Genomic DNA, 25031 nt, shown 5'->3' on the forward strand with positions numbered 1-25031 from the left:
GTGAAAATCGGCGCGGTGCCAGGGCGAACAGGTGGTGCCGTCGGGCTTCGGCTCGTGCTCACCGATCGGACCGGCATTACGCGCGGGACGGCCGGCGCTCACCCCTCGCAGGCCATCACCCGCATCGCGCCTGCCGCATCCGTGCGCGGCGTGGTAGCTGGCGCTCCGAATGTTCAGCCGCGCAAGAAATACATGACAGTCATGGTCACAGCGATGGCCATGATGCTGCCCCGCAGCAGCGAGGCGGGGAGACGGCGGGCGAGGTGGGCGCCGGCCCAGCCGCCGGCCACCGCGCCGACCAGCATGGCTGCGAGAACGAGCGGAGCGCTCAGTACGTCCGAAGCGAAGAGGAACAGCACGGCCGCGCTGAGAAAGACGGCCGCGAGCTGCACGACCCGCATCGGGTTGCTGGCCGCGGCGTCGAGTCCGAGCCCGATGCTCCACAGCGCCATCATCGTGATTCCTACGGCACCGCCGAAGTATCCGCCGTATATGGCGAGGAAGAACTGACCGATCAAGACGGCTCGGGGACTCATGCTGACCGAGCGGCCCAGTGCGTTGCGCAACGCCTGGGAGAGGCGGCGCCCGAAAGCGAGGATCAGCGTGGCGGCGGCGAGCAGCCAGGGCGCCGCGGCGTCGAACGACGATGCCGGCAGTGCCACCAGCAGGCCGGCACCGATCCCGCCGCCGACCATGCTGATCGCCGTCAGCGCCTTCGTGGACGTCTCCCCGACCGGGGTGAGCTCGCGTCGGTAGACCCACGCGCTGGCCACGGCCCCGGGCACGAGGGCGACCCGCGATAACGCGTTCGCGGTCACCGGCGGCAGGCCGAACGCGACGAGAGCGGGCAGCGCGACGAACGTACCCCCACCACCGATGGCGTTCAGCGCCCCGGCAGCGATACCGGTCAGCAAAACGAGCAATGTCTCGATCACAGCCCGAGCATCGTCCCGTGACCAGCGGGTCCACAATGCGTAATCGACGTACCCAGCCTAAGGCTGGGCCTTAGGCTGAGGCGATGCGCTACGACCTGGACGACCTGCGGCTCTTTCTCCACGTCGTGACCGAGGGGTCGATCACGGCGGGTGCTCGCCGGATGCACCTGAGCCTGCCTTCGGCCAGTACCAGGGTGCGCTCGCTGGAAGGCCAGGTCGGCGTGGCACTGCTGATCCGCGGCCGGCGGGGCGTGCGGCCGACACCAGCCGGGACGACCCTGGCCCGCCACGCACGGGACGTGCTCGCCCAGACCGCGCGGCTCGAAAGCGCCGTCGCGAGCTATACCCGGCCCGCCACCGCTCCGCTGACCCTGCTGGGCGGAGGCTCCGCGATGCACCGGCTCGTGCCGAGGGCCCTGGTCTCGTTCCTCCGAGCACATCCGGACGTCGACGTCACGGTGTCCGAGAGCCGCACCCCCGAGACCGTGCGGATGCTCGCCGACGGCGAGGCGGACCTCGGGGTGGTCCTCGACGACGAGACCCGCGACTGCGGCCTGCACATGGAGCCCCTCGGCGACGACTCCCTCGTCGTGATCGGCCAGGCCGGAGGAATCCTCGCCGGGCGGACCGCGCTGACCTACAGCGAGGTCGCCGAGCACCCTCTCGTCGGGCTCAACGCCGATTCCTCGCTGCGCCGTTGGATCGAGAAGCACCTCGTGTCACACGCTCCGGTGGTGCGCTACCGCACTACCGTCGCCAATCTCAACGTCCTCGTCGCCCTCGCCGCCGCCGGAGTCGGACTCGCCGTCGTACCGCGTCCCGTCCTCGACCCCCACCAGCCACTCGAGGTGTGTGAACTGCAAGACCCCTGGGCTCGCCGCCACCATTTGCTGGCCTGGGGCGTCAAGGACCACGCCGCCTCGACGGCAGTCGCCGCGCTCGCTGAACACCTGCGCCACGCCGCCCTTTTCGATCCTGTCTCCCACAGCACGTACGCAGACCCCATCGACCGGCGTCCCCGCCACGACGGCTGACCGGCCGCCGCCCAGATCGATACCTCCAAACCGAGCATGGCGCGGGTGTACGACGCTTTCATTGCCGGCAAGGACAAGTTCGAGGCGGAGCGTGAGGTGCTGCGCGGGGTCCAGAAGATCGCCCCGGACGCGGTGCAGGTCGGGCGGCAGTGCCGGGACTGGCTGCTCCGCGTGGTCCGCGACCTCGCGGGGCAGGCCGGCATCGACCAATTTCTCGACCTGGGCTCGGGCCTGCCGAGCGCGGTGAACACCCACCAGAAGGCGCAGCGCATCAACCCCGAGGCGCGGGTGGTCTACTTCGACATCGACCCGTCGGTCGTCGCGCACGGCTGAGCGCTGCTGGTCGACAACGAGTACATGCACTTCGAGCTCGGGGACATGCGGAAGCCGGCGGAGGTCCACTTCCTCGGCGGGGTGCCCGCACAGCCCCGCGAAGTCCTCACCAGCGCTGGCGCCGTGGAGGTCACCGCGCCACGGGTCAACGACAAGCGAACCGACCCGGCCACCGGCGATGCGGTTTTCCTCCGCGATCCTGCCACCGTGGGTGCGCAAGACCCCGAAGATCACCGAGATACTGCCGCTGCCGTACCTGCACGGCCTGTCCAGCGGGGACTTCGTGCCCGCACTCGGGCAGTTCCTGAGCAGCAGCAAGGGATTATCCGCCGCAGTGATCACGAAACTGACCGAGCAGTGAAAGACCGAACACCGCGTGTTCACCGAACGCAATCTGTCCGAAGTGGACTACGTGTATTTGTGGGAGTTCCTCCCCCAGCACCGGCACCACCAACAGCAGGTGTTGCAGATCATCACCGCGGCCGAGGCGCGGGGCCAGACCCGCATGGTGGAGATGATTCGCCACGTTGCCGACAACCTCGCAAAGATCATCACAACGCTCGAGAACGGCGAAGCCAACACCAGCAGGGAGACGTCGGCCGATGCGTCCTGACAACACCGCCCCGATCATCGCCGCGTCCCGTCCCGCCCGGTGGCGCTCGGCGAGGAGCGCGCACGCCTCGCGGAAGTCGACGCCCCGGTCGACTTCGGCCTGGGTGAGGCCGGTCAGCTGTTCGCAGAAGTCGCTCACGGAGCGGCCGTGCGATGTGCACTCCGTTTTCGCCGCTCCCGGCCCGTGAGTGGTTTTCGGCGCTATAGCCCCCAAAACCACTCACGGCGACGTCGAACCCGCTGTAGCTGGTGGTGTCGCAGCACCCGTCGACGAAGGAATACGCGTCGCTACCAGAGCCAGGAGGCGGCGCCGAGCACGACGGCCATGGCGAGCAGCACCAGCCCGGTGACCAGGACCATTCGGCGCGGCGATGCCGACGATGGGGGCTCCCCGCGCATCATCTGCTCGCCCGACCAGCCTGCGGGCGGGAGGTATTTCGAGGGCGGCACCCAGTCCGTGCGTTCCGGGACCTCCAGCCGGGCCTGATCGGACTCGGCGAGAGCGGTTGGCATCGGTGGACTCGAGGCGGCCCGCGTCGCGCGGCGTTGTAGTCGGAGGCCGTACACCGTCAGGGCCAGCCCGACGAGCCCGATCAGGGCCGACAGCACCGAGCCCAGCTTGTCCGCGATCTCCAGCACCCGAACAGATTGCCAGAACACCCCCGGAAAAGCGCTAGGCCAGCCGGATTCCCGGCCATTCCCCGGCTGCGGACATCTGCCGCGTCACCACCGAGATGCCCTCCCGCACGGCCGCAACGGCGTCCCGGGCCGGGTAGTACTCGACGGCGTTGCAGACCGCGACGCTCCGCGAGATGACCGGATTGCGGATCCGCCGCACCCCGAGCTCCCGGTGGTTCGCCTGGTCCGCGACGCTCGACAGCGGCAGGATCGTGCACGCCTCGCCGCCGGCCGCGATGCGGATCATGGCGCCCAGCGAGTCCACGTCCGCGACGATGGACGGCACCAGCCCCTGCGCGGTGAAGGCCCGGTCGATCAGCTCCCGCAGGTTGCTGCGGCCGCCGGGCACCACCAGCGGCGTGTTCTGCAGGTCCACCAACCCGATCTCGTCCTCGTCGGCAGCGGGCGGTTTCGGCTGCCCGATGAGGAAAAGGTCCTCCGAGTACAGCAGGGTCTCGGCGGGGCGGACGGTGTCGTCGTCGCGGTACAGCACGGCCAGGTCGAGGCGGCCGAGGGCCAGCAGCTCCTGGATGTAGCCGCTCATCGACTCGAACAGCTGGAGGTGGATGCCGGGGTGGTGGGCCTTCGTCCACGAGAACAGTGCCGGGGCCAGGCGCACCGAGACGGTCGTCGGCAGCCCGACGGCGACCGGTCCGTGGATGCGGTCGCCGCTGAGCACATCGCCCGCGATGCGGTCGAACTGCCGCACCAGCTGCTGCGCGTCGCGGTAGAGGGCGCGGCCCGCCGCGGTGGGCGTCACGCCGCGCGGCCCACGTTCGAGCAGCCGGACCCCGAGCCCGGATTCCAGGTGGGCGATCCGCTGGCTCAGGGCCGGCTGCGACACGTAGAGCTGGGCGGCGGCGCGGGTCAGGCTGCCGGAGTCGACGACGGCGATGAAGTCGCGCAGGTGGGCGATGTCCACGTTGACCCCCGTTCCAGCGCCTCGTCCACGAACCTCGAGCCGGATTCGATCACGCATCGTCCGGAGCCTTCGGCGACGCCGGTTTCGCGCGAAATCGTCGTTTGGTGGGCGTGGGAGACGCCGATTTCGCGCGAAATCGCCAAACCACCGCGCCGCTCGACGCGACCCTATTCCGCCGCCCGCAGCAACCGCCGTGCGCGTTCGACCACGGGCCGGTCAATCATCGCACCGTCCAGCGACACCGCAGCTCCGAGCGCCTGCTCGTCCGCTTCGACCACGCGCCGCGCCCACGCGAGCTCCTCGGGGCTCGGTCGCATGGCGTCGCGGACGACCGGCAGCTGCGCGGGGTGGATGCACAGCTTCCCGCCGAAACCCCAGTCCTTGGCGCGGCGCGAATCCCGTTCGACGGCTTCGGTGTCGTTGATCGACGGTGTGACACCGTCGAGCGGCGCGGGCAGCCCGCACGCCGCGGACCACCGGACCAGGTCGCTGCGCGACGTGTCCAACGCCGCGTCGACCGTGACGCCGAGGTCCAGGGCCAGGTCGATGCTGCCGAACACCAGCCTGACGAGCCCCGGGGCAGTGCAGATCTCGCCGAGGTTGATGAATCCGCGCGCCGTTTCGACGAGGCCGAGCACCGGGCTTCCGGTGGCTTCGGCGGTTACCGCGACGTCCTGCGCGCTTTCGGTCTTCGGCAGGACGACTGCGGCAGGGCCGAGTTTCCGGCAGAGCGCCACGTCGTCGTCGAACTCCGGGCTGCTGCGCCCGTTGATGCGCACCGCCACGCTGGAGCCGATCGGCCACGCGGAGCGCAGGTTCTTCCGTGCCGCGGCCTTGGCATCCGCCGGGACGGCATCCTCCAGGTCGACGATGACGACATCGGCGCCCGCCCCGGCGGCCTTAGCGAACCGCTCAGGACGTGAGCCCGGCACGAACAGCCAGGTGACCGCGTTCTGCATCACACCACTCCGTCACGAATCAAATCGTCCACATCGGACTCCCCGCGGCCGAGCTCCGCCAGGATCTTCCTGGTGTGCTCGCCGACGTCCGGGACCGGATCCATCCGCGGCTCGGGGTTGACCGGCCCGGGAGGTGCCAAGGCGGGCACCGGGCCGCGCGGCGTCTGCACCTCGTGCCACCGGCCGCGCGCCGCCAGCTGCGGGTGTTCCCACACGTCGGCGAGGGTGTTGACGCGGGCGCAGGCGACCGGCACGGAGGTCAGCAGCGCGGTCGCTTCGTCGCCGGTCAGGTCAGCGAAGCGGGCGGCGATGATCCGGCCCAACACCTCGCGGTTGGCGTTCCGGTTGGCGTTGCCCGCATAGTCGGGATGCTCGGCGAGCTCCGGCTGCCCGAGGAACCGGTCGCAGAACGCCCGCCATTCCCGCTCGTTCTGGATGCTCATCATGATGACCTTGCCGTCGCCCGCGGTGAACGGGCCGTACGGGTAGATCGTCGCGTGCGCCGCACCTGCGCGCGGCGGCGGCTCGGCGCCGTCGTAGGTGTAGTAGAGCGGGAACCCCATCCACTCCACAGTGGATTCCAGCATCGAGACGTCGATGTGCGCGCCCTTGCCGGTGTTCGCCCGTTCCAGCAGCGCCGCGAGGATCGAGCTGTAGGCGTACATCCCGGCAGAGATGTCCGATACCGAGATGCCGACCTTGGCCATGTCGTCGCCGGAGCCGGTGACCGACAGCAGCCCGGCTTCGCTCTGCACCATCAGGTCGTAGGCCTTCATCGACTCGTACGGGCCGCCCCGGCCGTAGCCGGAGATGTCGCACACGACCAGCCCGGGGTTGCCGGCCTGCAGCTCCTCGGCACCGAGCCCCATGCGGGCCGCGGCTCCCGGCGCGAGGTTCTGGATGAACACGTCCGCCGTGCCGAGCAGCTGGCGTAGCACGGCCATGCCGCGCGGGTCCTTGATGTCGAGCGTCAGCGATTCCTTGCTGCGGTTGACCCACACGAAGTGCGAGCTCAACCCGTTGACGCGGGAGTCGTACTGGCGCGCGAAGTCGCCCGCGCCCGGCCGTTCCACCTTGATCACCCGCGCGCCGAGGTCGGCGAGCTGCCGGGTGGCATAAGGCGCGGCGATGGCCTGTTCGAGGGCCACTACGGTCACGCCGCGGAGCGGTCGCACTTGCTTTCCACCTCTCAGTACAGGTTGGCGTGGGCGATGAGCGCGATGGTCACCGTGATCGCGCCGCCGATGCGCGTCGCGATCTGCGCGAACGGCATCAGCGCCATGCGCCGGGTGGCGCTGAGGATGGCGACGTCGCCGGTGCCGCCCATGCCGGTGTGCGTGCCGACGACGATCGCGGTGTCGACGGGGTACATGCCCATCCAGCGACCCACCACGAACGCGGTGGCCATCATGGTGACAACGGTGGCGACGATGGTGATCACGGTGCCGACGGTGAATGCCTTGAACAGCTCGTTCCACGGCGTGGACGACACCCCGATGGCGAACAGCAGCGGGTAGGTCACGGCCGTCGACATGAAGTCGTAGACCAGGCCCGAGTGGTGCTCCAGGCTGCGCGGCAGCCAGCGGCTCAGCTTCAGCAGGATCGCGGCCACCAGCATCACGATCGGCGCCGGCCAGCCGAACAGCGCGTGCGTGGCCTCGCCCAGCAGGTACAGCGCGACGGCCATGAACCCGGCGGCGGCCAGCTGGCGGATGTCGAAGGCGACGTGCCCGCGATCGGCGAGGCCGAGCTCTTCGTCCTCGGCGGGCTGGATCTTGCCGAAGCCGGTGGTCTGCGGGAAGCGCTGCCCGATCATGGACAGCACGCTGGAGAACACGATCGCGCAGACGTTGGCCAGCAGCACCACCGGAAGCACCTGCGCCAGCAGTGTTTCCGCCTGGCCGGCGCCGGACTGCGCGTAGCCGAGGGTCAGCGGGATGGCGCCCTCGCCGAGGCCGCCGCCCATCACCGGCACGACGATGAAGAACACGGTCCGGTGCAGGTCGCCGGTGATCGCCCAGCCGACCAGCGAGCCGACGACCAGCGCTGCCGCCGAACCCGCGGCCAGCGGCCCGAAGATCTTGAGGAAGCCCCTGATCAGCACCGTGCGGTTCATGCTCAGGATGGAGCCGACGATGATCCCGGCGATGAACACGTACAGGAAGTTCGTGGACTTGTAGAACGTCGAGATGTGCTTGGCCAAGTCGGCGGGGATCCACTGCGCGGCGACCAGGAACGCGGGCAGGAAGGTCACCAGGATGACCGGCCCGCCGATCGAGCGGAAGCCCGGGATGCGCCGCCCGACCTCGTAGCAGGTGTAGCTGCAGACGCCGAGCAGCGCGGCCATCGTCGGGATGTCGGCCGCCAGGTCGTCCTGCCAGGCGAGCACCGCGAGCACGACGACAAGCAGCGCGTAGAACGGCAGCGGGATGACACCGATCCGAACCGACCAGAAGGACCGGGGTTGTTCGGTGGGAGCCACTTGCTCCGCCGATACCGCGTCCGGGGGTGATGCCATCTCGCTACCTCCTCGTAGGGATAGCAGGCATCAAACCCCCCACCTCCAGGCCGCGAGTAGGGGCCGATTCCCGAGGTGGGCATAAGCCGCGCTTATGGCTCGGCTGCCGAAACGCGCCTGCGCCGGCGCGCGCAGGAGGCTGGCGACCAGGCTGCGGGCGTAATGGGCGTCCGCACCCACTTCCCGCCGCCCACTGCGGGCTGCGTCGAAGCCCGCGGCGCTGGCGTCAGCGGGTCTGTGGCGGGTCCGGAGCGAGGGTGCCGTCCGGGGCGATGTGCTCGAAGATCTGCTCGACCAGCGCCACCACGTGCGGGTCGTCGACGGAGTAGAGGTGGCGGCGGCCGTCGCGGCGGGCGGTGATGACACCCGCCAACCGGAGCTTGCTCAAGTGCTGGCTGACCGTCGCGATGCTGATGCCGACCCGCTTGGCCAGCGTGCCCACGTCGTAGGAACCGTGTGTGATCAACCACACGAGGTGTAGTCGTGGTGGGCTGGCGAGCAGCGCGAACGTCGCCGCGGCAGCGGTCAGCTGGGCCCCGGTCGGTTCGGCGTCCCGCCTGGACAGGTCGGATTCTGCGGCGTGCGGCGTGCGATTTTTCGGCATGGCGAGCTCGATTGTTCCTGATCGCGCAACCCCCGGGTGGAAGCCGCGGAAATGCTTCGTTGGTTGCGAAAACTACGAAATGAATGCCAGGGTGATCTCGTTCCGAAGGGGAGTAGTCCGCAAGCCCACCGTTCGACACGCTGAGATCCTTCTCCGGCGGTGGCGCCCGCGACGCGGGTGGACGAGACCTTCGGCCAGCTGATCTGCGCCTGGCCGAGACCCCTGGACGTCCCGGCCGAGGCAGGCCACGGCCCGGGAAGGTGTTCGATGTCCACCAAGCTGCTGCGACCGCTCGCGCTCTGCGGAGCGCTGGCGGTTCCCGCGTTGGTCCTCCGGTTCTCCGGTCTCGCGCCGAGCCCGGTGCTGGGATTGCTGTTGTCCGGGATGGCCGTGGTGGCCTCGTCGTTCGTGCTGGCCTGGGCCGCGGAAGCGGCGCAGGTCGACATCTCCGGCGGGCTGGCGATCGCGATCCTCGCGGTGATCGCCGTGCTGCCTGAGTACGCGGTCGACCTCTACTTCGCCTACACCGCGGGCAGCAATCCCGAGTACGTCGCCTACGCCGCGGCGAACATGACCGGCTCCAACAGGCTCCTGCTCGGCCTGGGCTGGTCGCTGGTGGTGGTCGTCGCGCTCGCGCTGGTCAAGCGGCGCACCGGGAAGTCGGTGCGTGAGTTGACCCTGGAGTCCGGCAACCGGGTGGAGCTCGGGTTCCTCGCGATCGCCTCGATGATCGCGTTCCTGGTGCCCGCGACCGGTCAGATCTCGCTGCTGCTCGGGTTCGTGCTGCTCGGGTTCTTCGTGTTCTACCTGTGGAAGGTCTCGCGCGCCGAGGCGGAAGAACCCGACCTGGTCGGCACCGCCGCCACCATCGGCGGGCTACCCAAGCACGTCCGCCGACCGCTGGTGATCGCACTGTTCGTCTTCGCCGCAGCGGTAATCGTCGTCTGCGCCGAACCCTTCGCCCACTCGCTGATCGAAACGGGCACGCAGCTGGGCATCGACCAGTTCCTGCTCGTGCAGTGGCTCGCGCCGCTGGCCTCGGAAGCGCCCGAGTTCATCGTCGCGATCCTGTTCGCCGTCCGGGGCAAGGGTGCCGACGCGATCGGCACCCTGATCTCCGCCAAGGTCAACCAGTGGACGCTGCTCGTGGGCAGCCTGCCGGTGGCCTACCTGCTCGGCGGTGGCGGGACGGCGCTGCAACTCGACGCCCGCCAGGTGGAGGAGTTCCTGCTCACCGCGACCCAAACGGTGCTCGGGGTGGCCGCTGTGCTGGCGCTGCGCTTCCCGCGCTGGACGGCGTGGACGCTGCTCGGGCTGTTCGCGGCGCAGTTCGCGCTGCCCGGCCAGACCGCCCGCTACGTCCTGTGCGGCAGCTACGCCGTGATCGCGATCGCCGCGCTCATCCGCAACCGCCACCACATCCTGCCCACCCTCGCCGCGCCCTTTCGGCGCCAAGGCGACGACAGCACGGCAGCGCGCGAACCTACAAGCGCCGTCCGCTGATCGAACGGCTGTCCATCAGCGGGCGCACCCCCAGTTTCGCGCCCGCTGGTGAGCAGCCTTCACGTGCTGCGCAGGGCGACGCAGCACTCCCCGGGCCGCGGGTCCAGGGCGGCCTCCACGGACCATGCCTGCAGCCCGGCCAGGAAGCCCTGCAGAAAGGCGTGGTTGAGCCCGCAAACCAGCTCCGGCGACCTGGCGGTCAACGGGTGGAATGGGCAGTTGCGCAGCCGGACGCAGGTCGGGGTCTCCCGGTCGGGTTCGAATCCGTAGCGGGTGAGCACCTCTTCGGTCCTGGTCAGCGCGCGTTCGGCGCCGAGGCGGCCGGGGCGGCTGCGGAGGCGTTCTTCGGCGCCGAGGAGGTGTCCACGTTCGCGCGCGGTGCGCATCGCCGACTCGATCGCGGTCTCGCGTTCGCCCTCGGTGAGCACCGCGTCGAGCAGGATGTCGGCCAGCAGGTCGGGACGCCTCGGCGGGATGCTCACCCTGATGTGGGCGTCGGTGGGTTCGTAGACCTTCGGCGTGCGGCCGACCTTGCGGATGCCGCCCACCGGTTCGAACCGCGCGCACAGCAACCCGGCGTCGACGAGCTTGTCCAGGTGGAAGGCGGCGAGCTTGCGGGAAATGCCGACCGCGGCGGCTGCCTCGTCCCGGCCGACGGGCCGACGGGCGCGGCGGATGAACTCGAACATCCCGCGCCGCAGGTCGTCCGCCAGTACTGCGACCGCCGCCATCGAGCCCGCGGCCGATTCGTCGCTGGACACCATGCCTCCACGGTAACGCCTCTCGCGCCCAATGTGGTGTCCGAAATTGGCATGGAGAGGTCACATACTGCTGCATTGACCCGTTGGCGTGAAAAATACTAGCGTTCATTGGTGAAACTAGTCCGGGTGGCCGAGCCAGGTGGCCTGGCGCAACCGACCCAGAGGATCGCCTGATGTCCGCACCTGCCCTGCACGTCGCCCACCAGCCCGACGGCGAGATCGACCTCGCAGCCGCCGAGAAAGCGGCCGGTGATCTGCTGCGGGCGTTGGGGATATCCACCGATTCCGAGAGCCTGAGCGGCACGCCGGGACGGATGGCCCGCGCCTACGCGGAGCTGTTCACGCCGCGGCCGTTCGACCTGACGACCTTCCCGAATGAGGAGCAGTACGACGAGCTGGTGCTCGCCCGGGCTATCCCGGTCCGCTCGGTCTGCGAACACCACCTGCTGCCGTTCGTCGGCACCGCGCACGTCGGCTACCTGCCCGGCGACCGGATCCTCGGGCTGTCGAAGCTGGCCCGGGTTGTCGAGCACTTCGCCTGCCGTCCGCAGGTTCAGGAGCGGCTGACCAAGCAGGTCGCCGACTGGCTGTGCGAACAGCTGAAGCCCAAAGGCGTCGGCGTCGTGATCGAAGCGGAGCACACCTGTATGACCCTGCGAGGCGTGCAGGCCACCGGCTCCAACACCGTGACCTCGACGCTGCTGGGCACCCTGCGACAGGACGCGCGGTCGAGGCAGGAGTTCTTCGCCCTCACCGGCGTCAACGCCTGACTCAGCCTGCCTGGGTGGGCGCGGGGGCCTGCCGGGCTTGGCGGAGCAGCGCGTCGAGCGCGAACGGTCCGGCCCCCAGGATCGCTAACAGCAGGAAGAACCAGCTGTACAGCACGGCCGGAACCCCGCCGTTGAGGATCGGGAGCAGTCCCCGGGGCTGGTGCACGGTGAAGTACGCGAAGGCCATCGCGCCGGAGCACACTAGTGCGGCCGGCCTGGTGAAAAGTCCGAGGAGGACCAAGGCCCCGCCGACGACCTGGATCAACCCCGCCCACCAGCTCGGCCACGCGAACAGCGGGACGGGGTACGGGGCGCCCAGAACGCCGAACAGGCCGGCCACGCCGTGCTGGATGAACAGGAACGACACGACAATGCGCGTCACGGACAGCGCGATGCCGCCCAGTCGATCAGGATATTCTTGAGTCACACCCGCCCACCCCCAAAAAACCGGTCGGGTTCTTCGCGACACCACTAGGTGTTTCCACCTCGGAGCGTTCTCAATCTGGCGGGCGATGCGGAGGATCACCGTTGGCCGAGGCCGTCGCCGGGCAACTCATGACACGAACCCGTCTCGGCGATCATCCTGGTGGCGATAGTGATGATCATCTCGCTGCCCGGCATGGGCCCCGATGTGGATGAAGTTCGAGCAAGGAACGTGCGGCCTGCTTCTCCTCGGAGCCGTCGTCCTCGCCAACGGGAAGCAAATGCGATCCCTGTTCACCACGAAGTAGGAACACCAGCTACGCCACCGCTACGCCGAAAAGCAGCGCGGAAGCCGTGACGAGAGCTCCACGTGACACGTGGCGGCCGACGGCGCGTAGTCGAGTGCTGCAAGTCTGCTCACGCCCAGACGTCGAGGGCTTCGAGTGCTGCCGCGACCTCCTGTCGCACGTCCGGATCGAGACCGCGCGGCGGCCGGGCAGGTTGGGCGGTCGATGAGTACCAGGTGTTCGGCTGCGGACATAACGCGCAGGCTCCGTGGTGGCGGCGGAACAACTCCCACAACGGTTGCATGCGGTCCGACAGGGCCGCGGCCTGGTTGGGATCGCCGTTTGGCTGCAACGCGGGTGATGGCCAGGCAGAGTTCGGGCAGCAGTCCGCCGATGACGCTGAACCAAAGGTCGGCGCCTCCGTTGAGACCGGCTGCGGCGAACTGGTCGCCACTGACCCCGAGCGCTACGCCGCCGGGGAGACTGCCGCGGAGACCGGCGATCCGTTCGGGCGCCTGTTCGGCGGGGATGTGAAGGCGACGGCAGAGATTCACCGTGTTTCTGCCTGCGATTAGCAAGGACGCCCAGAAGAAGATCAACAGAGACATCCGCCGATGGCGGCTACACCTGCGGATCGCCCATGCCTTCGGAGCGACGCCGTGCAGCACTTCATCACCACACCTGGAAGAAGGCCCTCGACGCCTTCGAGATCACCTTCGACGGACGCCTGTCCGCCAGACGCAGATCGAACGGAAATCAACAGTTACACCGAAAACTTGACAGCCCCTGCCACCAGCAGAGGTGTATCCGTTAAGAGTGATATCTTTGTACGTTCGAGTGGCGTGGGTGCATGCTGCTGCTTGAAGGAGCCGTGGTCTCATTGTGAGAGGCGTGTTGTGGTTCGGGTAGCCGGTCGGCTGAGGCCGCCCGGCTACCGGGTTTTTGGTGCTTCACCGCGCTCGCGGGTCACAGGGCCGGCGCTCAGCGGGGCGGAAGGGCTGCTTGCCGCATACCTCGTTGCTGCCTTGGGTTGTGGTGGCGTTGGGGTGGGGTGGGTGTGATGTTTTCGTCGATCATGGTGCCGGAGGGGGTGCGGCGGCTTTTTCAGGTATTGACCGGTGAGGATATGACGGATGCGGATGAGGGTGCGTTGTTCGCGGTGGCGGACGTGTTGGAGTCGGGTGCGGCAGAGCTGGGCGAGGTGCGGGCGTTGGTGGCGGAGCTGGTGGGAAAGGTGCGGACGGGGTTTTCGGGGAAAGCGGTGGACCGGTTCGCGGACGGGTTGGGGATTTTTGATGGGTTGTTGTCCTCGGGGCAGGCGGCGTTACTGGATTTAGCGGTGTTCGTGCGGAAGACGTCGCAGCAGGTGCGGTATGTGAAGTTGATGACAATTTATAGCCTGGAATTGCTGTGGTTAGAGATGGCGTGGGCGATGCAGTTTGCGGGGGCGACCGGTGGCGCGTCGCTGTTGTGGCTGGCGGCGCGGATGGCGGCGATGCGGCTTCGGTTGACGACGTGGTGGGGGCAGTTGTTCATGCGGTTGGCGAGGATGGCGGCTGGTGGTGTGGCGTTCAACGTGGTGCCGGATCTGCAGGCCCAGGTGCAGATGCTGGGTGAGAAATCGGCTCAGAAGTGGGATGGGACGCTGACCGAGCAGGCGGCGGGGATGGGGGCGTTCTCGGTGCTGGTGGCGCTGCCGTTTTCGGCGGTGGGCGGTCTGGTCAGCAACACGTTGACGAAGGTCCTGGTGAAGGGCCTGGGCGATGACGTGGATGCGGCGATTCTGGAGGCGGCGGTGAAGAAAGCGGTGGCCGAGCACGCGGAGTTGTATCCGGTATCGGCGATGGCGAAGTTCGCGGACGCGGTGGGCAAGAGTCTGGATAACTATGCGGGGATGCAGGTGGGGACGATGTGGTTGGTGAAGATGGGCAGCGGGTTCGGGGACGCGGTGGCGGGCTCGTTGTCGGAGTTTTTCGGGGAAGCGTTGTATCAGTTGTTGCAGGGTGGGCCGTTGACCTGGAACCCGTATTCGTTGTCGGCGGGTGGGTTCGAGACGGTGTTCAGCGGTGTGGGCACTCTGGCGGGTTTGGCGTTGCGGGGCAAGCTGCACCCGCAAGGCCCGAGCCCGTACCTCGAGGGCACCGGCGGGGGCGGGGACGGCAGCGACGATGGTGGCGGGTCCGGTGGGGAGAAGACCCCGCTGCCGGGGGCAGGGTCCGGGTCGCAGACAGGGGACATCCCTGGCTCCCCAGACAAAGACAGCACGTTCATCCCATCCGATGCCTCCGATGCCTCCGATTCCTCCGATTCCTCGCGATCGGATGCCTCCGATGCCTCGGATGGCTCGCGATCGGATGCCTCGCGATCGGATCGCTGGGCCGACTCGGATTCCGAGGCCGGCTCGGATTCCCCGAGTGTGTCTGATGTGGACTCTGTGTTCTCGGATACCGGGTCGGTGGATTCGGCTGCGGTGTCGGTGTCTTCTGGTGATGACCTGGTGGTGCCCGGTTCCGCTGTGGTGTCTGCCGTTGTTGTGGGCGGCACAGACGGTAAGGACGGCACAGACGGTAAGGACGGCACGGACGGTAAGCGGGGTGCCGATGGCGGTGTGCCGGGCGGGACCCCGGCTCGTGACGTTCCGGTGGTGCCCGGTGCCGGCCAGCACCGGCCGGGCACACCACCACCGGCATATCCCGGTGGGGTACCGGGTGTTGACCCGGACCGGCCGGGCACACCGCCACCGCCGTACAGTCCGGGTCCCGGTGACGATCAGGCCGTGCCCGGGAAACGGCCGCTGGAGGTGTCTGCCTCGAAGACACCGGACTCCCCGACGGTGACCCCACATGCTTCCGATGTGCCCGCGGACACCCCGCGCCCGGAGACCGGCAGGCCTGGGTCTGTCGTGGGCCCCGACGATCGTGTGCCTGCGGGGCATCCGGCATCGGAGACTGTCGGGTCCGGGTCTGTCGTGGATTCCGATGGTCGTGTGGCCGGGGGGTATCCGGGGTCGCCGGGTGGGGTGACCGGCCGCGATGGGGATCCCGGTGTGGACTCGGTTGCGGGGCGTGGGGATTCGCACCGCCAAGATGAGGCGGTGGTGTCGGCGGATTCGGCGACGCTGCCGGGGGACGGGTCGCAGGCGGCGCCGTCCCTGCATCGGGATCCGGCGGCGGTGTCGCCGGCGGTGTTGCCGGCGGTGTTGCCGGCGGACATGGTGCGGGTGCCGGTGACCGCGGATGTGGCTGCTGGTGGCAGGTTGGCGGATTTCATGCCGGACGGTGTCGCGGATTCCACGGGCGGGCCTGTGCTGCTGGTGTCCCCCAGCGATCCGACTGCGGGTGTGGTGGTGACGCGGGGTCAGGGGTCGGCACTGGCGCGGGATTTGGGCCGCCACGTTGTCGCGATGACGACGCCGGAACAGGCCGGGCGCGAGCCGCGATGGACGGTGTTCCCCGCGAATGGTTCTCGTCCCAAGCCGCTGGCCGGGCCTGGTGCCGCGGTGCTGGCCGGCGGGCGGAGTGGGGGCGTGGCCGGTCTGGCGGACGGCTCGGCAACGGTCCCGGCCGCCGCCGGTGGCAAGACGGTGGCCGGGGGTGAGGCATCGGCTACCCAGACGGCGTCTGCCCAGGCGAGGTCGGCGGCTGGGTACCCACGGCCCGGGGCCACCACACACGCTGGCCAGGCGGGCACAGGGCTTCCCGGCCCCCGGTCGGCGTCGTGGCGGGAACAGGACCTGCGCCGGGTTGATGCAACCGCTGCGGGGGAGGAGTTCGGGGATTCTGGCGCGGTGCCGTGGTCGGCTGATCCCGTGGCGGTGGCCCAGGCGGCCGGCATGTCCAGCGGTGCTGATTCTGCTGGTGTTGTGGAACGCGGCCTGGAATCGATGGCGGGACAGCTCCAGCGGTCGAGTCCAAAGGGTGATGCTGCCTGGTCCCGTGATGCTGGTTCGGGCGGGGCGGTAGTAGGGCCCAGGCGCGGTGTTTCCCGCGTGTCGGAACAGCCCGGGCTGGCGTCCCGGGAAGGAGAAGCGACCGGTGAGGGGGCCCGACGCACTTCCGCCGATCCCGCCGCTGGTGTACCACGTCGCCGGGCCTGGCCTAGTGGTGTGAGCGCGAACCAGGCCAGGCCCGGTGGCAACGAACCCGGTGGTGCGGGCCCGAAACGAGCGCCGGAGGATGCGCTAGGGCCGGATGCGCCAGGGCCGGATGCGGTGAGGCGGGATTCTGGGGTGTGGGCGGTTTCAGCTCCGGTAGCGGAGGGTGGGCCGGTGGGGGCCGGGTATCGGTTCCTGCGGGGGGTGAATCAGGCCAATTATTTCTTCGGGGAGAAGCGTTTCCGGGTGAATTGCCTGGAAGCGTTTGTGGCGTTCCATAATTCTCTGAAGTTCGGCCGGCAGTACGTGGCGGGGCCGGCTGGGGGTGACCGGAACCCGGCTCGGCTGGAGGCGGCGTTCGGGGCGAGGGCCCGGCCGATGGCTGGTGTGGCTGGGGTTGAGCGGTATGTGCAGGGTGTGTCGGTGGGCGTGGCTGTGCCAGTGATTTACCGGCGACAGGATGGTAGCGCTCATGTGATCGCTGCGGTGCATGCCGAAGACCGCGATGGGCAAGGGCGGGTGGCTCTGCTGAATCCGCAGAAGGGGGAGGCAGCCGAGGCCGCTGAGCTCCTGGCTGCGACCGGGATGTGGGTGATCGCGGTGTCGGGGGTGGAAGTAGAAGAGGAGGTGGTGTTGCCGCCCAGTGGTTCCCGGTGGCGAGGCCAGGACGGGGGGGCCGGGCTGCCCGCCGTGGTGACGGGTCCGAAGCGTCGGGGTGGTGCGTCCGGGCCGGTGGCGGGCAAAGCCGGCACGAAGAGCACGAAGGGCACGAAGAGGACGCGGGGGACGGCTGCCCAGGGTTCGCGGGAGGAGACCGGCGGGAGTTCCCGGGCACCCAAGCGGCCGAAGGTGCAAGAACCCGTTGGTGAGGCTGGTTCCGGGAATCACGGCGGCAAGGGCGACGGGCCCGCGCCGACCAATCCGGCAGCACAGCAGGACCCGAGTGCGGAGCAGGAGCGGAAACAGAAACGCAAGGTATACGACGCGACGTACCAGAAGAAGAAGAAGGCCGAAGCCGCCCTGGTTAAGAAGTTGGAAGGGAAACCGCGGGAGGAGTTGACGCAAGAGGAAAGGGAGGACCTGGCCCGGTTTGGGCCGAAGGTGGAGGAGCAGAAACAGAAATACAAGGTAAACAACGCGAGGCGGCTCCAGAAGGTAAAGGCCGAAGCCGCTCAGGTTAAGAAGTTGGAGGGGAAGCCGCGGGAGGAGTTGACGCAAGAGGAAAGGGAGGATCTGGCCCGGTTTGGGCCGAAGGTGGAGAAGCGGAGACGGGAAAACACGGAAAAGGCTGCGAACTGGCGCCGGAATAAAAAGGGCCGGATTGCGAAGTTGCAGGAGTGGGAGAGGCAGAACAAGCTGAATGCGCGGCAGAAGGGGGAGTTGGCGGAGCGGCTGATGAAGGAGGAGGAAAAGAGGAAAACTGCCGCGAACACTCGCCAGTCGAGAAAGGACAAAGACGCCGCCGCGATTGCGTGGTTGGAGGAGCAGGGGCAGCTGACTCCGAGGCAGCGGGCCGAGCTCGATTTGCGCAAGAAAATACAAAAGGGCGAAAAGGAGCAAAATCGGCTGGCGCCCCGAGTGTCGAAGCTGAAAAAAGAGATCGAAGTGTTGCAGGCGTTGCAGGCGCTGCGGGAGCTGACCGGGGCTGAGCGGAACAGGCTGGCGGACCAGAGGGCTCAGTGGGCTGTTTCTGTGGAGGATTTGGAAGCGGTGAGGAAGAGGCTGAAGGAAGATAAGGCGGCGCTGGAGAGGATGCTGGCTGAGGGGGTGGATGAGGCTGGGGGGAGGGTGGGTGCGGGGGCAAGTGGGCAGCAGGATGAGTGGGATGCGCTGGTGCCCAGCGGGGTATGGGAGCGGGCTGGGGCTGATCGGGGCCATTTTGGTCAGGACGCGGGGTCGGAGGGAAGCGATCTCGTTGCGTGGCTTGATCGGGCGAATGACGAGTGGGCTGGGTCGGGGGATGCGGGTTCGGCGGAGCAGGGTGGCGCTGAATGGGACGCGGGGTTGGATAGCGGCGTTGATTCTGGTGGGTGGGTTGGGGAGGTGATGGGGAATCCAGCCGGGCAGGAGCGGGCTGCGGCATCGTTGTCCGGCCGGGACGAGGACCAGCAGACGGGGTCGGGGGCGGAGTGGGAGTCGGATGCGGTTGTGCGGGTGGAGCAGGCGGAGACGTGGGAGGGGTTGGTTGAGGAGGTGCAGGGGGATGCGACCGGCGATGAGGAGCCGGATGTGCGGGTTGCGCGGCTGCGGGAGTCGCTGAAGCAGGCTGAGTCTGGCCTGGCTTCGTTCGAGGCGTTGCCGGGCTGGGACGGGATTCAGCGGGGGGAGTTGGCGGTGTTGCCGGGGTTGGATGGGGGTTTGCGGGAGTACTGGGAAAAGGGGCAGTGGCGTATCGAGGAGTTGCGGGCGGAGTTGGCCGTGATGGTGAACGGCGAGGGTGAACCGGCCGGGCAACATCTGGGTGAGAGGGGAGAGGAGCGGGTTGCGGTGTCCGTGCCGGCTGAGATTGCGGCGTTGGCCGGGCTGACGGATCGGATGGAGCGGCATTTGCAGGCGATGCCGCTGGAGTACAACCCGGGCGGTGTGCGTGAGCGGGTCGAATGGGCGAAGCAGTGGGTGAGCCAGGGGCAGTGGACTCCAGGTCAGTTGCAGACGGTTCGGTCGGGGTTGGCTGCGGTGCGGGCGGCGGAGAGGAAGTTGCGAGGCGAGGCTGGCCGGGCGAAGGAGGCGCAGGCGATAGGCGGGGGCGAGCTGGGGGGCGGGTATCGGTTCCTGGTGGGGGTGAACCGGGCCAACTATTTCTCCGGTGAGGCGGGTTTCCGGGTGAATTGCCTGGAGGCGTTTGTGGCGTTCCATAATTCTCTGAGGTTCGGCCGGCAGTTCGTGGCGGGGCCGGCTGGGGGTGACCGGGATCCGGCTCGGTTGGAGGCGGCGTTGGGGGCGAGGGCCTGGTGGGTGGCTGGTGTTGCCGGGGTTGAGTGGTATGTGCGGGGTGGACTGGTGGGGGTGGCTGTACCGGTGGGTGTGGCTGTGCCGGTGATTTATCTGCGGGCGGACGGTAGTGCGCATGTGATCGCTGCGGTGAATACCGGAGACGCAGGTGGGCGAGGGCGGGTCGTGCTGGTGGATCCGCAGAAGGGGGAGGCTGCTGACAAAGATGATGTTTCCGCGGCGATCGGGGTGTGGGTGGTTCCGGTGTCGGAGGTGGCATCGGATCGGGAGGTGGTGCCGCCCAGTGGGTCTGGGCTGCGGCGCCTGGGCTGGGGGGCTGGGCTGCCCGCCGAGGTGGCAGGTCCGAAGCGTCAGCGTCCCGGTGGGCCGGTGGCCGGCACGACGAGGAAACGGGAGGAGGCTGGCGGGGGTTCCCGGGCACCCAAGCGGCCGAAGGTGCCAGGACCCGCTGTGGAGGCTGGTTCCGGGAATCACGGCGGCGAGGGCGACGGGCCCGCGCCGACCAATCCGGCAGCACAGCAGGACCCGAGTGCGGAGCAGGAGCGGAAACAGAAAAACAAGGTATACGCCGCGATGCGGCGCAAGAAGGAAAAGGCCGAAGCCGCTCTGGTTAAGAAGTTGGAGGGGAAGCCGCGGGCGGCGTTGACGCAGAAGGAAAGGGAGGACCTGGCCCGGTTCGGGCCGAAGGTGACGGACCGGAAACGGAAAAACACGGAAAAGGTTGCGAACTGGCGCCGGAATAAAAAAGACGAATCTGTCGCCGCGATTGCGTGGTTGGAGAAGCAGGAGCAGCTGACTCCGACGCAGCGGGCCGAACTCGATTTGCGCAAGAAAATACAAGAGGGCGAAAAGGAGGAAAAGCGGCTGTCGACCCGAGTGCCGAACCTGAAAAAAGAGATCGAAGTGTTGCAGGAGCTGCAGGAGCTGCAGAAGCTGCGGGAGCTGACCGGGGATGAGCGGAACAGGCTGGCGGACAAGAGGGCTCAGTGGGCTGTTTCTGTGAAGGATTTGAAAGCGGTGAGGAAAATGCTGAAGGAAGACAAGGCGGCGCTGGAGAGGATGCTGGCTGAGGGGGAGGATGAGGCTGGGGGGAGAGTGGGTGCGGGGGCAAATGGGCAGCAGGATCAGTGGGATGCGATGGTGCCCAACGGGGTATGGGAGCAGGCTGGGGCTGATCCGGACCATCTTGATCGGGACGCGGGGTCGGAGGAGGGAAGCGACGATCTCGCTGCGAGTCCGACGCAGCGGGCCGAGCGTGATTTGCGCAAGAAAATACAAAAGGGCGAAAAGGAGAAAAGAAGTCGGCTGGCGCCCCGAGTGTCGAAGCTGAAAAAAGAGATCGAAGTGTTGCAGGAGCTGCAGAAGCTGCGGGAGCTGACCGGGGCTGAGCGGAACAGGCTGCGGGTCCAGAGGGCTAAGTGGGCTGTTTCTGTGAAGGATTTGGAAGCGGTGAGGAAGAGGCTGAAGGAAGATAAGGCGGCGCTGGAGAGGATGCTGGCTGGGGGGGTGGATGAGGCTGGGGGGAGGGTGGGTGCGGGGGCAAGTGGGCAGCAGGATCAGTGGGATGCGCTGGTGCCCAGCGGGGTCTGGGAGCGGGCTGGGGCTGATCGGGGCGAACATTTTGGTCAGGACGCGGGGTCGGAGGGAAGCGACGATCTCGTTGCGTGGCTTGCTCGGGCGGATGAGGAGGGGGCTGGGTTGGGGGATGCGGGTTCGGCGGAGCAGGCGGAGACGTGGGAGGGGTTGGTTGAGGAGGTGCAGGGGGATGCGACCCGCGATGAGGAGCCGGATGTGCGGGTTGCGCGGCTGCGGGAGTCGCTGAAGCAGGCCGAGTCTGGCCTGGCTTCGTTCGAGGCGTTGCCGGGCTGGGACGGGAGTCAGCGGGGGGAGTTGGCGGTGTTGCCGGGGTTCGATGGGGGTTTGCGGGAGTACTGGGAAAAGGCGCAGCGGCGTATCGAGGAGTTGCGGGCGGAGTTGGCCGAGATGGTGAACGACGAGGGTGAACCGGCCGGGCAACACCTGGGTGAGACGGGAGAGCAGCGGGTTGCGGCGTCCGTGCCGGCTGAGATTGCGGCGTTGGCCGGGCTGACGGATCGGATGGAGCGGCATTTGCAGGCGATGCCGCCGGAGTACAACCCGGGCGGTGTGCGTGAGCGGGTCGAATGGGCGAAGCAGTGGGTGAGCCAGGGGCAGTGGACTCCAGGTCAGTTGCAGACGGTTCGGTCGGGGTTGGCTGCGGTGCGGGCGGCGGAGAGGAAGTTGCGAGGCGAGGCTGGCCGGGCGAAGGAGGCGCAGGCGATAGGCGGGGGCGAGCTGGGGGGCGGGTATCGGTTCCTGGTGGGGGTGAACCGGGCCAATTATTTCTCCGGGGAGAAGCGTTTCCGGGTGAATTGCCTGGAGGCGTTTGTGGCGTTCCATAATTCTCTGAGGTTCGGTCGGCAGTTCGTGGCGGGGCCGGCTGGGGGTGACCGGGATCCGGCTCGGTTGGAGGCGGCGTTGGGGGCGAGGGCCTGGTGGGTGGCTGGTGTTGCTGGGGTTGAGTGGTATGTGCGGGGTGGGCTGGTGGGGGTGGCTGTGCCGGTGGGTGTGGCTGTGCCGGTGATTTACCTGCGGGCGGACGGTAGTGCGCATGTGATCGCTGCGGTGAATACCGGCGACGTAGATGGGCAAGGGCGGGTCGTGCTGGTGGATCCGCAGAAGGGGGAGGCTGCTGACAAAGATGATGTTTCCGCGGCGATAGGGGTGTGGGTGGTTCCGGTGTCGGAGGTGGCATCGGATCGGGAGGTGGTGCCGCCCAGTGGTTCCGGGCTGCGGCGCCTGGGCTGGGGGGCTGGGCTGCCCGCCGAGGTGGCAGGTCCCCAGCGTCAGCGTCCCGGTGGGCCGGTGGCCGGCACGACGAGGAAACGGAAGGAGGCCGGCGGGAGTTCCCGGGCACCCAAGCGGCCGAAGGTGCCAGGACCCGCTGTGGAGGCTGGTTCCGGGAATCACGGCGGCGAGGGCGACGGGCCCGCGCCGACCAATCCGGCAGCACAGCAGGACCCGAGTGCGGAGCAAGAGCGGAAACAGAAAAACAAAGTATACGACGCGACGCGGCGCCAGAAGGTAAAGGACCAAGCCGCTCTGGTTAAGAAGTTGCAGGGGAAGCCGCGGGAGGCGTTGACGCAGAAGGAAAGGGAGGACCTGGAGCGGTTTGGGCCGGAGGTGACGGAGCGGAAACAGAAAAAAAAGGTATACGACGCGACGCGGCGCCAGAAGGTAAAGGACCAAGCCGCTCTGGTTAAGAAGTTGCAGGGGAAGCCGCGGGAGGCGTTGACGCAGAAGGAAAGGGAGGATCTGGCCCGGTTTGGGCCGGAGGTGGCGGAGCGGAGACGGAAAAACGCGGAAAGCGTTGCGGACCAGCGCCGGAATAATAAGGACCGGATTGCGGAGTTGCAGGAGTTGGAGAGGCAGAACAAGCTGAATGCGCGGCAGAAGGGGGAGTTGGCGGAGCGGCTGATGAAGGAGGAGGAAAAGAGGAAAACTGCAGAGAACGCTCGCCAGTCGAGAAAGAACAAAGCCGCCGCCGCGATTGCGTGGTTGGAGGAGAAGGAGCAGCTGACTCCGACGCAGCGGGCCGAGCTCGATTTGCGCAAGAAAATACAAAAGGGCCAAGAGGGGGAAAATCGGCTGGCGCCCCAAGTGTCGAGGCTGAAAAAAGAGATCGAGGCGTTGCAGGCGCTGCCGGAACCGACCGGGGCTCAGCGGAACAGGCTGGCGGACCAGAGGGCTAAGCGGGCTGATTCTGTGAAGGATTTGAAAGCGGTGAGGGAAAGGCTGAAGGAAGATAAGGCGGCGCTGGAGAGGATGCTGGCTGAGGGGGTGGATGAGGCTGGGGGGAGGGTGGGTGCGGGGGCAAGTGGGCAGCAGGATCAGTGGGATGCGATGCCGCCCAGCGGGGTATGGGAGCGGGCTGGGGCTGATCGGGGCGAACATTTTGATCAGGACGCGGGGTCGGGGGGAAGCGAAGATCTCGTTGCGTGGCTTGATTGGGCGGATGAGGAGGGGGCTGGGTCGGGGGATGCGGGTTCGGCGGAGCGGGGTGGCGTTGTATGGGGTGCGGGGTTGGGTAGCGGCGTTGATTCTGGTGCGTGGGTTGGGGAGGTGATGGGGAATCCAGCCGGGCCGGAGCGGGCTGCGGCATCGTTGTCCGGCCGGGACGAGGACCAGCAGACGGGGGCGGAGTGGGAGTCGGATGCGGTTGTGCGGGCGGAGCAGGCGGAGACGTGGGAGGGGTTGGTTGAGGAGGAGCGGGGGGATGCGACCGGCGATGAGGAGCCGGACGTGCGGGTTGCGTGGCTGCGGGAGTCGCTGAAGCAGGCCGAGTCTGAGCTGGCTTCGTTGGAGGCGTTGGCGGGCTGGGACGGGAGTCAGCGGGCGGAGTTGGCGGTGTTGCCGGGGTTGGATGGGGGTTTGCGGGAGCACTGGGAAAAGGCGCAGCGGCGTATCGAGCAGTTGCGGGCGGAGTTGGCCGAGATGGTGAACGGCGAGGGTGAACCGGCCGGGCAACACCTGGGTGAGAGGGGAGAGCAGCGGGTTGCGGCGTCCGTGCCGGCTGAGATTGCGGCGTTGGCCGGGCTGACGGATCGGATGGAGCAGCATTTGCAGGCGATGCCGCCGGAGTACAACCCGGGCGGTGTGCGTGAGCGGGTCGAACGGGCGAAGCAGTGGGTGAGCCAGGGGCAGTGGACTCCAGATCAGTTGCAGACGGTTCGGTCGGGGTTGGCTGCGGTGCGGGCGGCGGAGGGGAAGTTGCGACACGTCGCTGGCCGGGCGAAGGAGGCGCAGGCGATAGGCGGGGGCGAGCAGGGTCCCGGCAAAGTCGGGTTTTAGCATGTCAGGAGCAGTTCGATGGGCCGGTTGAAATCGCGGGCGTGATGTCGGCGGGCGGCGGCGATGTTGGTGTGGCCGGCGAGTCGGAGCAGGCTGATGGCGGTGTTGCGGAGGCTGGCCATCCCCTGGGGTGCGTACCCGGTGCGGATCTGGCTGCGGTCTTCGTCGTGGGTTACGTCGCGGAACCAGTGCAGCCCGTTGTCGGGTAGGATCGGCGGGTTGCCCCGCCGATCCCCCCTCAGAGGGCACTCAGGCCGTGCGTGCCACTCGTCGCGGCACACGGCTCAAGCAGCCCGCGTGGGCGGGCAGACATCATGCGTCTACTGGTCGGTGTCGTGTGCCTGATCGCCGGGGTGGCGTCGGGCGCAGTGGACGTGCACGAGGCGGCGGGTCGTCCGGCCGCTGCCGTGTTCGGCGATGGCCTTGTGGGCTATTGCCTTGCGTATCCCGCGATACCAGGTCTCCCACTGGGTGGGGGGTCTGGTGGGCGGTCGGCGTAGAGCAGCGGCTCCCCGCAGAGCGGGCAGCGTCCTTTTTGGATCCGCAGGTCGCGTTCCCAGGATTCGGCCAGCTACGCGGGTCTGCGTTTGCCTCGCCGGTCGGCCCAGTACTGGGCCAGGGCAGGGTCGTCGGGTGTCATTTGCCATGAGTGACCGTGGCAAGAAACCCCATCGGGTGGTCCCTAGCTCGTGGCAGCTGACAACATCCCCGGGAAGTCGTTGCAGTACACGACGGATCGTCGATTCCGACGGCGGTCGGCGACCAACTCGCGGATCAA

16 protein-coding genes and 1 pseudogene are annotated in these 25031 nt (G+C 68.0%); 7 read left to right on the forward strand and 10 right to left on the reverse strand.

Going from position 1 to position 25031, the window contains the following annotated elements:
* Positions 1 to 173: 173 nt before the first annotated feature.
* Positions 174 to 935: a sulfite exporter TauE/SafE family protein gene (locus tag FDZ84_RS18270; RefSeq protein WP_168586905.1), complete on the reverse strand. Its 762-nt coding sequence runs from the start codon at positions 933 to 935 to the stop codon at positions 174 to 176.
* A gap of 83 nt (positions 936 to 1018) precedes the next feature.
* Between FDZ84_RS18270 and FDZ84_RS18275 the strand changes: the two genes are divergently transcribed.
* From FDZ84_RS18275 to FDZ84_RS38965, 3 genes and pseudogenes are all read left to right on the forward strand, one after another.
* On the forward strand, positions 1019 to 1969 hold the full coding sequence (locus FDZ84_RS18275; RefSeq protein ID WP_168586906.1) for a LysR family transcriptional regulator: 951 nt from the start codon (positions 1019 to 1021) through the stop codon (positions 1967 to 1969).
* Between the two features lie 15 nt (positions 1970 to 1984).
* On the forward strand, positions 1985 to 2302 hold the full coding sequence (locus FDZ84_RS18280) for an SAM-dependent methyltransferase (RefSeq protein WP_256413757.1): 318 nt from the start codon (positions 1985 to 1987) through the stop codon (positions 2300 to 2302).
* A gap of 96 nt (positions 2303 to 2398) precedes the next feature.
* Positions 2399 to 2726, forward strand: a pseudogene (locus FDZ84_RS38965) (transposase); the annotation flags it as partial.
* A 476-nt stretch (positions 2727 to 3202) separates the two neighbouring features.
* Here the strand turns inward: FDZ84_RS38965 and FDZ84_RS18295 are convergent.
* From FDZ84_RS18295 to FDZ84_RS18320, 6 genes are all read right to left on the reverse strand, one after another.
* Entirely contained in the window at positions 3203 to 3574 is a 372-nt protein-coding gene (locus tag FDZ84_RS18295; protein ID WP_168586907.1) for a hypothetical protein, read from the reverse strand.
* A gap of 13 nt (positions 3575 to 3587) precedes the next feature.
* Positions 3588 to 4571: a LysR substrate-binding domain-containing protein gene (locus tag FDZ84_RS18300; protein ID WP_246869086.1), complete on the reverse strand. Its 984-nt coding sequence runs from the start codon at positions 4569 to 4571 to the stop codon at positions 3588 to 3590.
* 110 nt (positions 4572 to 4681) lie between these two features.
* Positions 4682 to 5473, reverse strand: a complete 792-nt coding sequence (locus FDZ84_RS18305) for a CoA ester lyase (protein ID WP_168586908.1) — start codon at positions 5471 to 5473, stop codon at positions 4682 to 4684.
* A complete protein-coding gene (locus tag FDZ84_RS18310) occupies positions 5473 to 6648 on the reverse strand; it encodes a CaiB/BaiF CoA-transferase family protein (protein ID WP_168586909.1) in 1176 nt (391 codons plus the stop codon). Before FDZ84_RS18310 ends, FDZ84_RS18305 begins: the two co-directional genes overlap by 1 nt.
* A 14-nt stretch (positions 6649 to 6662) precedes the next feature.
* Complete coding sequence (locus FDZ84_RS18315; RefSeq protein ID WP_168586910.1) at positions 6663 to 7991, reverse strand: 2-hydroxycarboxylate transporter family protein; 1329 nt, start codon at positions 7989 to 7991, stop codon at positions 6663 to 6665.
* 226 nt (positions 7992 to 8217) lie between these two features.
* Positions 8218 to 8595 carry a helix-turn-helix transcriptional regulator gene (locus FDZ84_RS18320; protein ID WP_168586911.1) on the reverse strand — a complete coding sequence of 126 codons (378 nt, stop codon included), beginning with the start codon at positions 8593 to 8595 and terminating at the stop codon, positions 8218 to 8220.
* Positions 8596 to 8862: 267 nt separating this feature from the next.
* Here FDZ84_RS18320 and FDZ84_RS18325 point away from each other — a divergent pair, with 267 nt between their 5' ends.
* Positions 8863 to 10098 carry a sodium:proton exchanger gene (locus FDZ84_RS18325; protein WP_168586912.1) on the forward strand — a complete coding sequence of 412 codons (1236 nt, stop codon included), beginning with the start codon at positions 8863 to 8865 and terminating at the stop codon, positions 10096 to 10098.
* 59 nt (positions 10099 to 10157) lie between these two features.
* Here FDZ84_RS18325 and FDZ84_RS18330 read toward each other — a convergent pair whose 3' ends face one another.
* Complete coding sequence (locus tag FDZ84_RS18330) at positions 10158 to 10862, reverse strand: metalloregulator ArsR/SmtB family transcription factor (protein ID WP_168586913.1); 705 nt, start codon at positions 10860 to 10862, stop codon at positions 10158 to 10160.
* A gap of 170 nt (positions 10863 to 11032) precedes the next feature.
* Here FDZ84_RS18330 and folE point away from each other — a divergent pair, with 170 nt between their 5' ends.
* Positions 11033 to 11629, forward strand: a complete 597-nt coding sequence (gene folE, locus FDZ84_RS18335; RefSeq protein ID WP_168586914.1) for a GTP cyclohydrolase I FolE — start codon at positions 11033 to 11035, stop codon at positions 11627 to 11629.
* A gap of 1 nt (position 11630) precedes the next feature.
* Here folE and FDZ84_RS18340 read toward each other — a convergent pair whose 3' ends face one another.
* Complete coding sequence (locus tag FDZ84_RS18340) at positions 11631 to 12056, reverse strand: DoxX family protein (RefSeq protein ID WP_210435607.1); 426 nt, start codon at positions 12054 to 12056, stop codon at positions 11631 to 11633.
* A 413-nt stretch (positions 12057 to 12469) separates the two neighbouring features.
* Complete coding sequence (locus FDZ84_RS18345; RefSeq protein WP_168586915.1) at positions 12470 to 12643, reverse strand: hypothetical protein; 174 nt, start codon at positions 12641 to 12643, stop codon at positions 12470 to 12472.
* Between FDZ84_RS18345 and FDZ84_RS18350 the strand changes: the two genes are divergently transcribed.
* The gene (locus FDZ84_RS18350; protein ID WP_168586916.1) at positions 12642 to 12914 is read left to right on the forward strand and encodes a hypothetical protein; all 273 of its coding nucleotides are present in this window, start codon (positions 12642 to 12644) and stop codon (positions 12912 to 12914) included. The two genes, FDZ84_RS18345 and FDZ84_RS18350, sit on opposite strands and share 2 nt — an antisense overlap.
* A 485-nt stretch (positions 12915 to 13399) precedes the next feature.
* Positions 13400 to 24253: a hypothetical protein gene (locus tag FDZ84_RS18355; protein ID WP_168586917.1), complete on the forward strand. Its 10854-nt coding sequence runs from the start codon at positions 13400 to 13402 to the stop codon at positions 24251 to 24253.
* Positions 24254 to 25031: the final 778 nt, after the last annotated feature.

It is taken from the genome of Saccharopolyspora sp. ASAGF58 (assembly GCF_012277335.1).
Lineage (GTDB): Bacteria > Actinomycetota > Actinomycetes > Mycobacteriales > Pseudonocardiaceae > Saccharopolyspora > Saccharopolyspora hattusasensis.

Coding starts and splice junctions, on each gene's coding strand:
- FDZ84_RS18325 (WP_168586912.1), top strand. CDS start 8,863: ATGTCCACCAAGCTGCTGCGACCGCTCGCGCTCTGCGGAGCGCTGGCG.
- FDZ84_RS18345 (WP_168586915.1), bottom strand. CDS start 12,643: ATGCAACCGTTGTGGGAGTTGTTCCGCCGCCACCACGGAGCCTGCGCG.
- FDZ84_RS18305 (WP_168586908.1), bottom strand. CDS start 5,473: ATGCAGAACGCGGTCACCTGGCTGTTCGTGCCGGGCTCACGTCCTGAG.
- FDZ84_RS18330 (WP_168586913.1), bottom strand. CDS start 10,862: ATGGTGTCCAGCGACGAATCGGCCGCGGGCTCGATGGCGGCGGTCGCA.
- FDZ84_RS18320 (WP_168586911.1), bottom strand. CDS start 8,595: ATGCCGAAAAATCGCACGCCGCACGCCGCAGAATCCGACCTGTCCAGG.
- folE (WP_168586914.1), top strand. CDS start 11,033: ATGTCCGCACCTGCCCTGCACGTCGCCCACCAGCCCGACGGCGAGATC.
- FDZ84_RS18300 (WP_246869086.1), bottom strand. CDS start 4,571: ATGCGTGATCGAATCCGGCTCGAGGTTCGTGGACGAGGCGCTGGAACG.
- FDZ84_RS18355 (WP_168586917.1), top strand. CDS start 13,400: ATGTTTTCGTCGATCATGGTGCCGGAGGGGGTGCGGCGGCTTTTTCAG.
- FDZ84_RS18275 (WP_168586906.1), top strand. CDS start 1,019: ATGCGCTACGACCTGGACGACCTGCGGCTCTTTCTCCACGTCGTGACC.
- FDZ84_RS18315 (WP_168586910.1), bottom strand. CDS start 7,991: ATGGCATCACCCCCGGACGCGGTATCGGCGGAGCAAGTGGCTCCCACC.
- FDZ84_RS18350 (WP_168586916.1), top strand. CDS start 12,642: ATGCGGTCCGACAGGGCCGCGGCCTGGTTGGGATCGCCGTTTGGCTGC.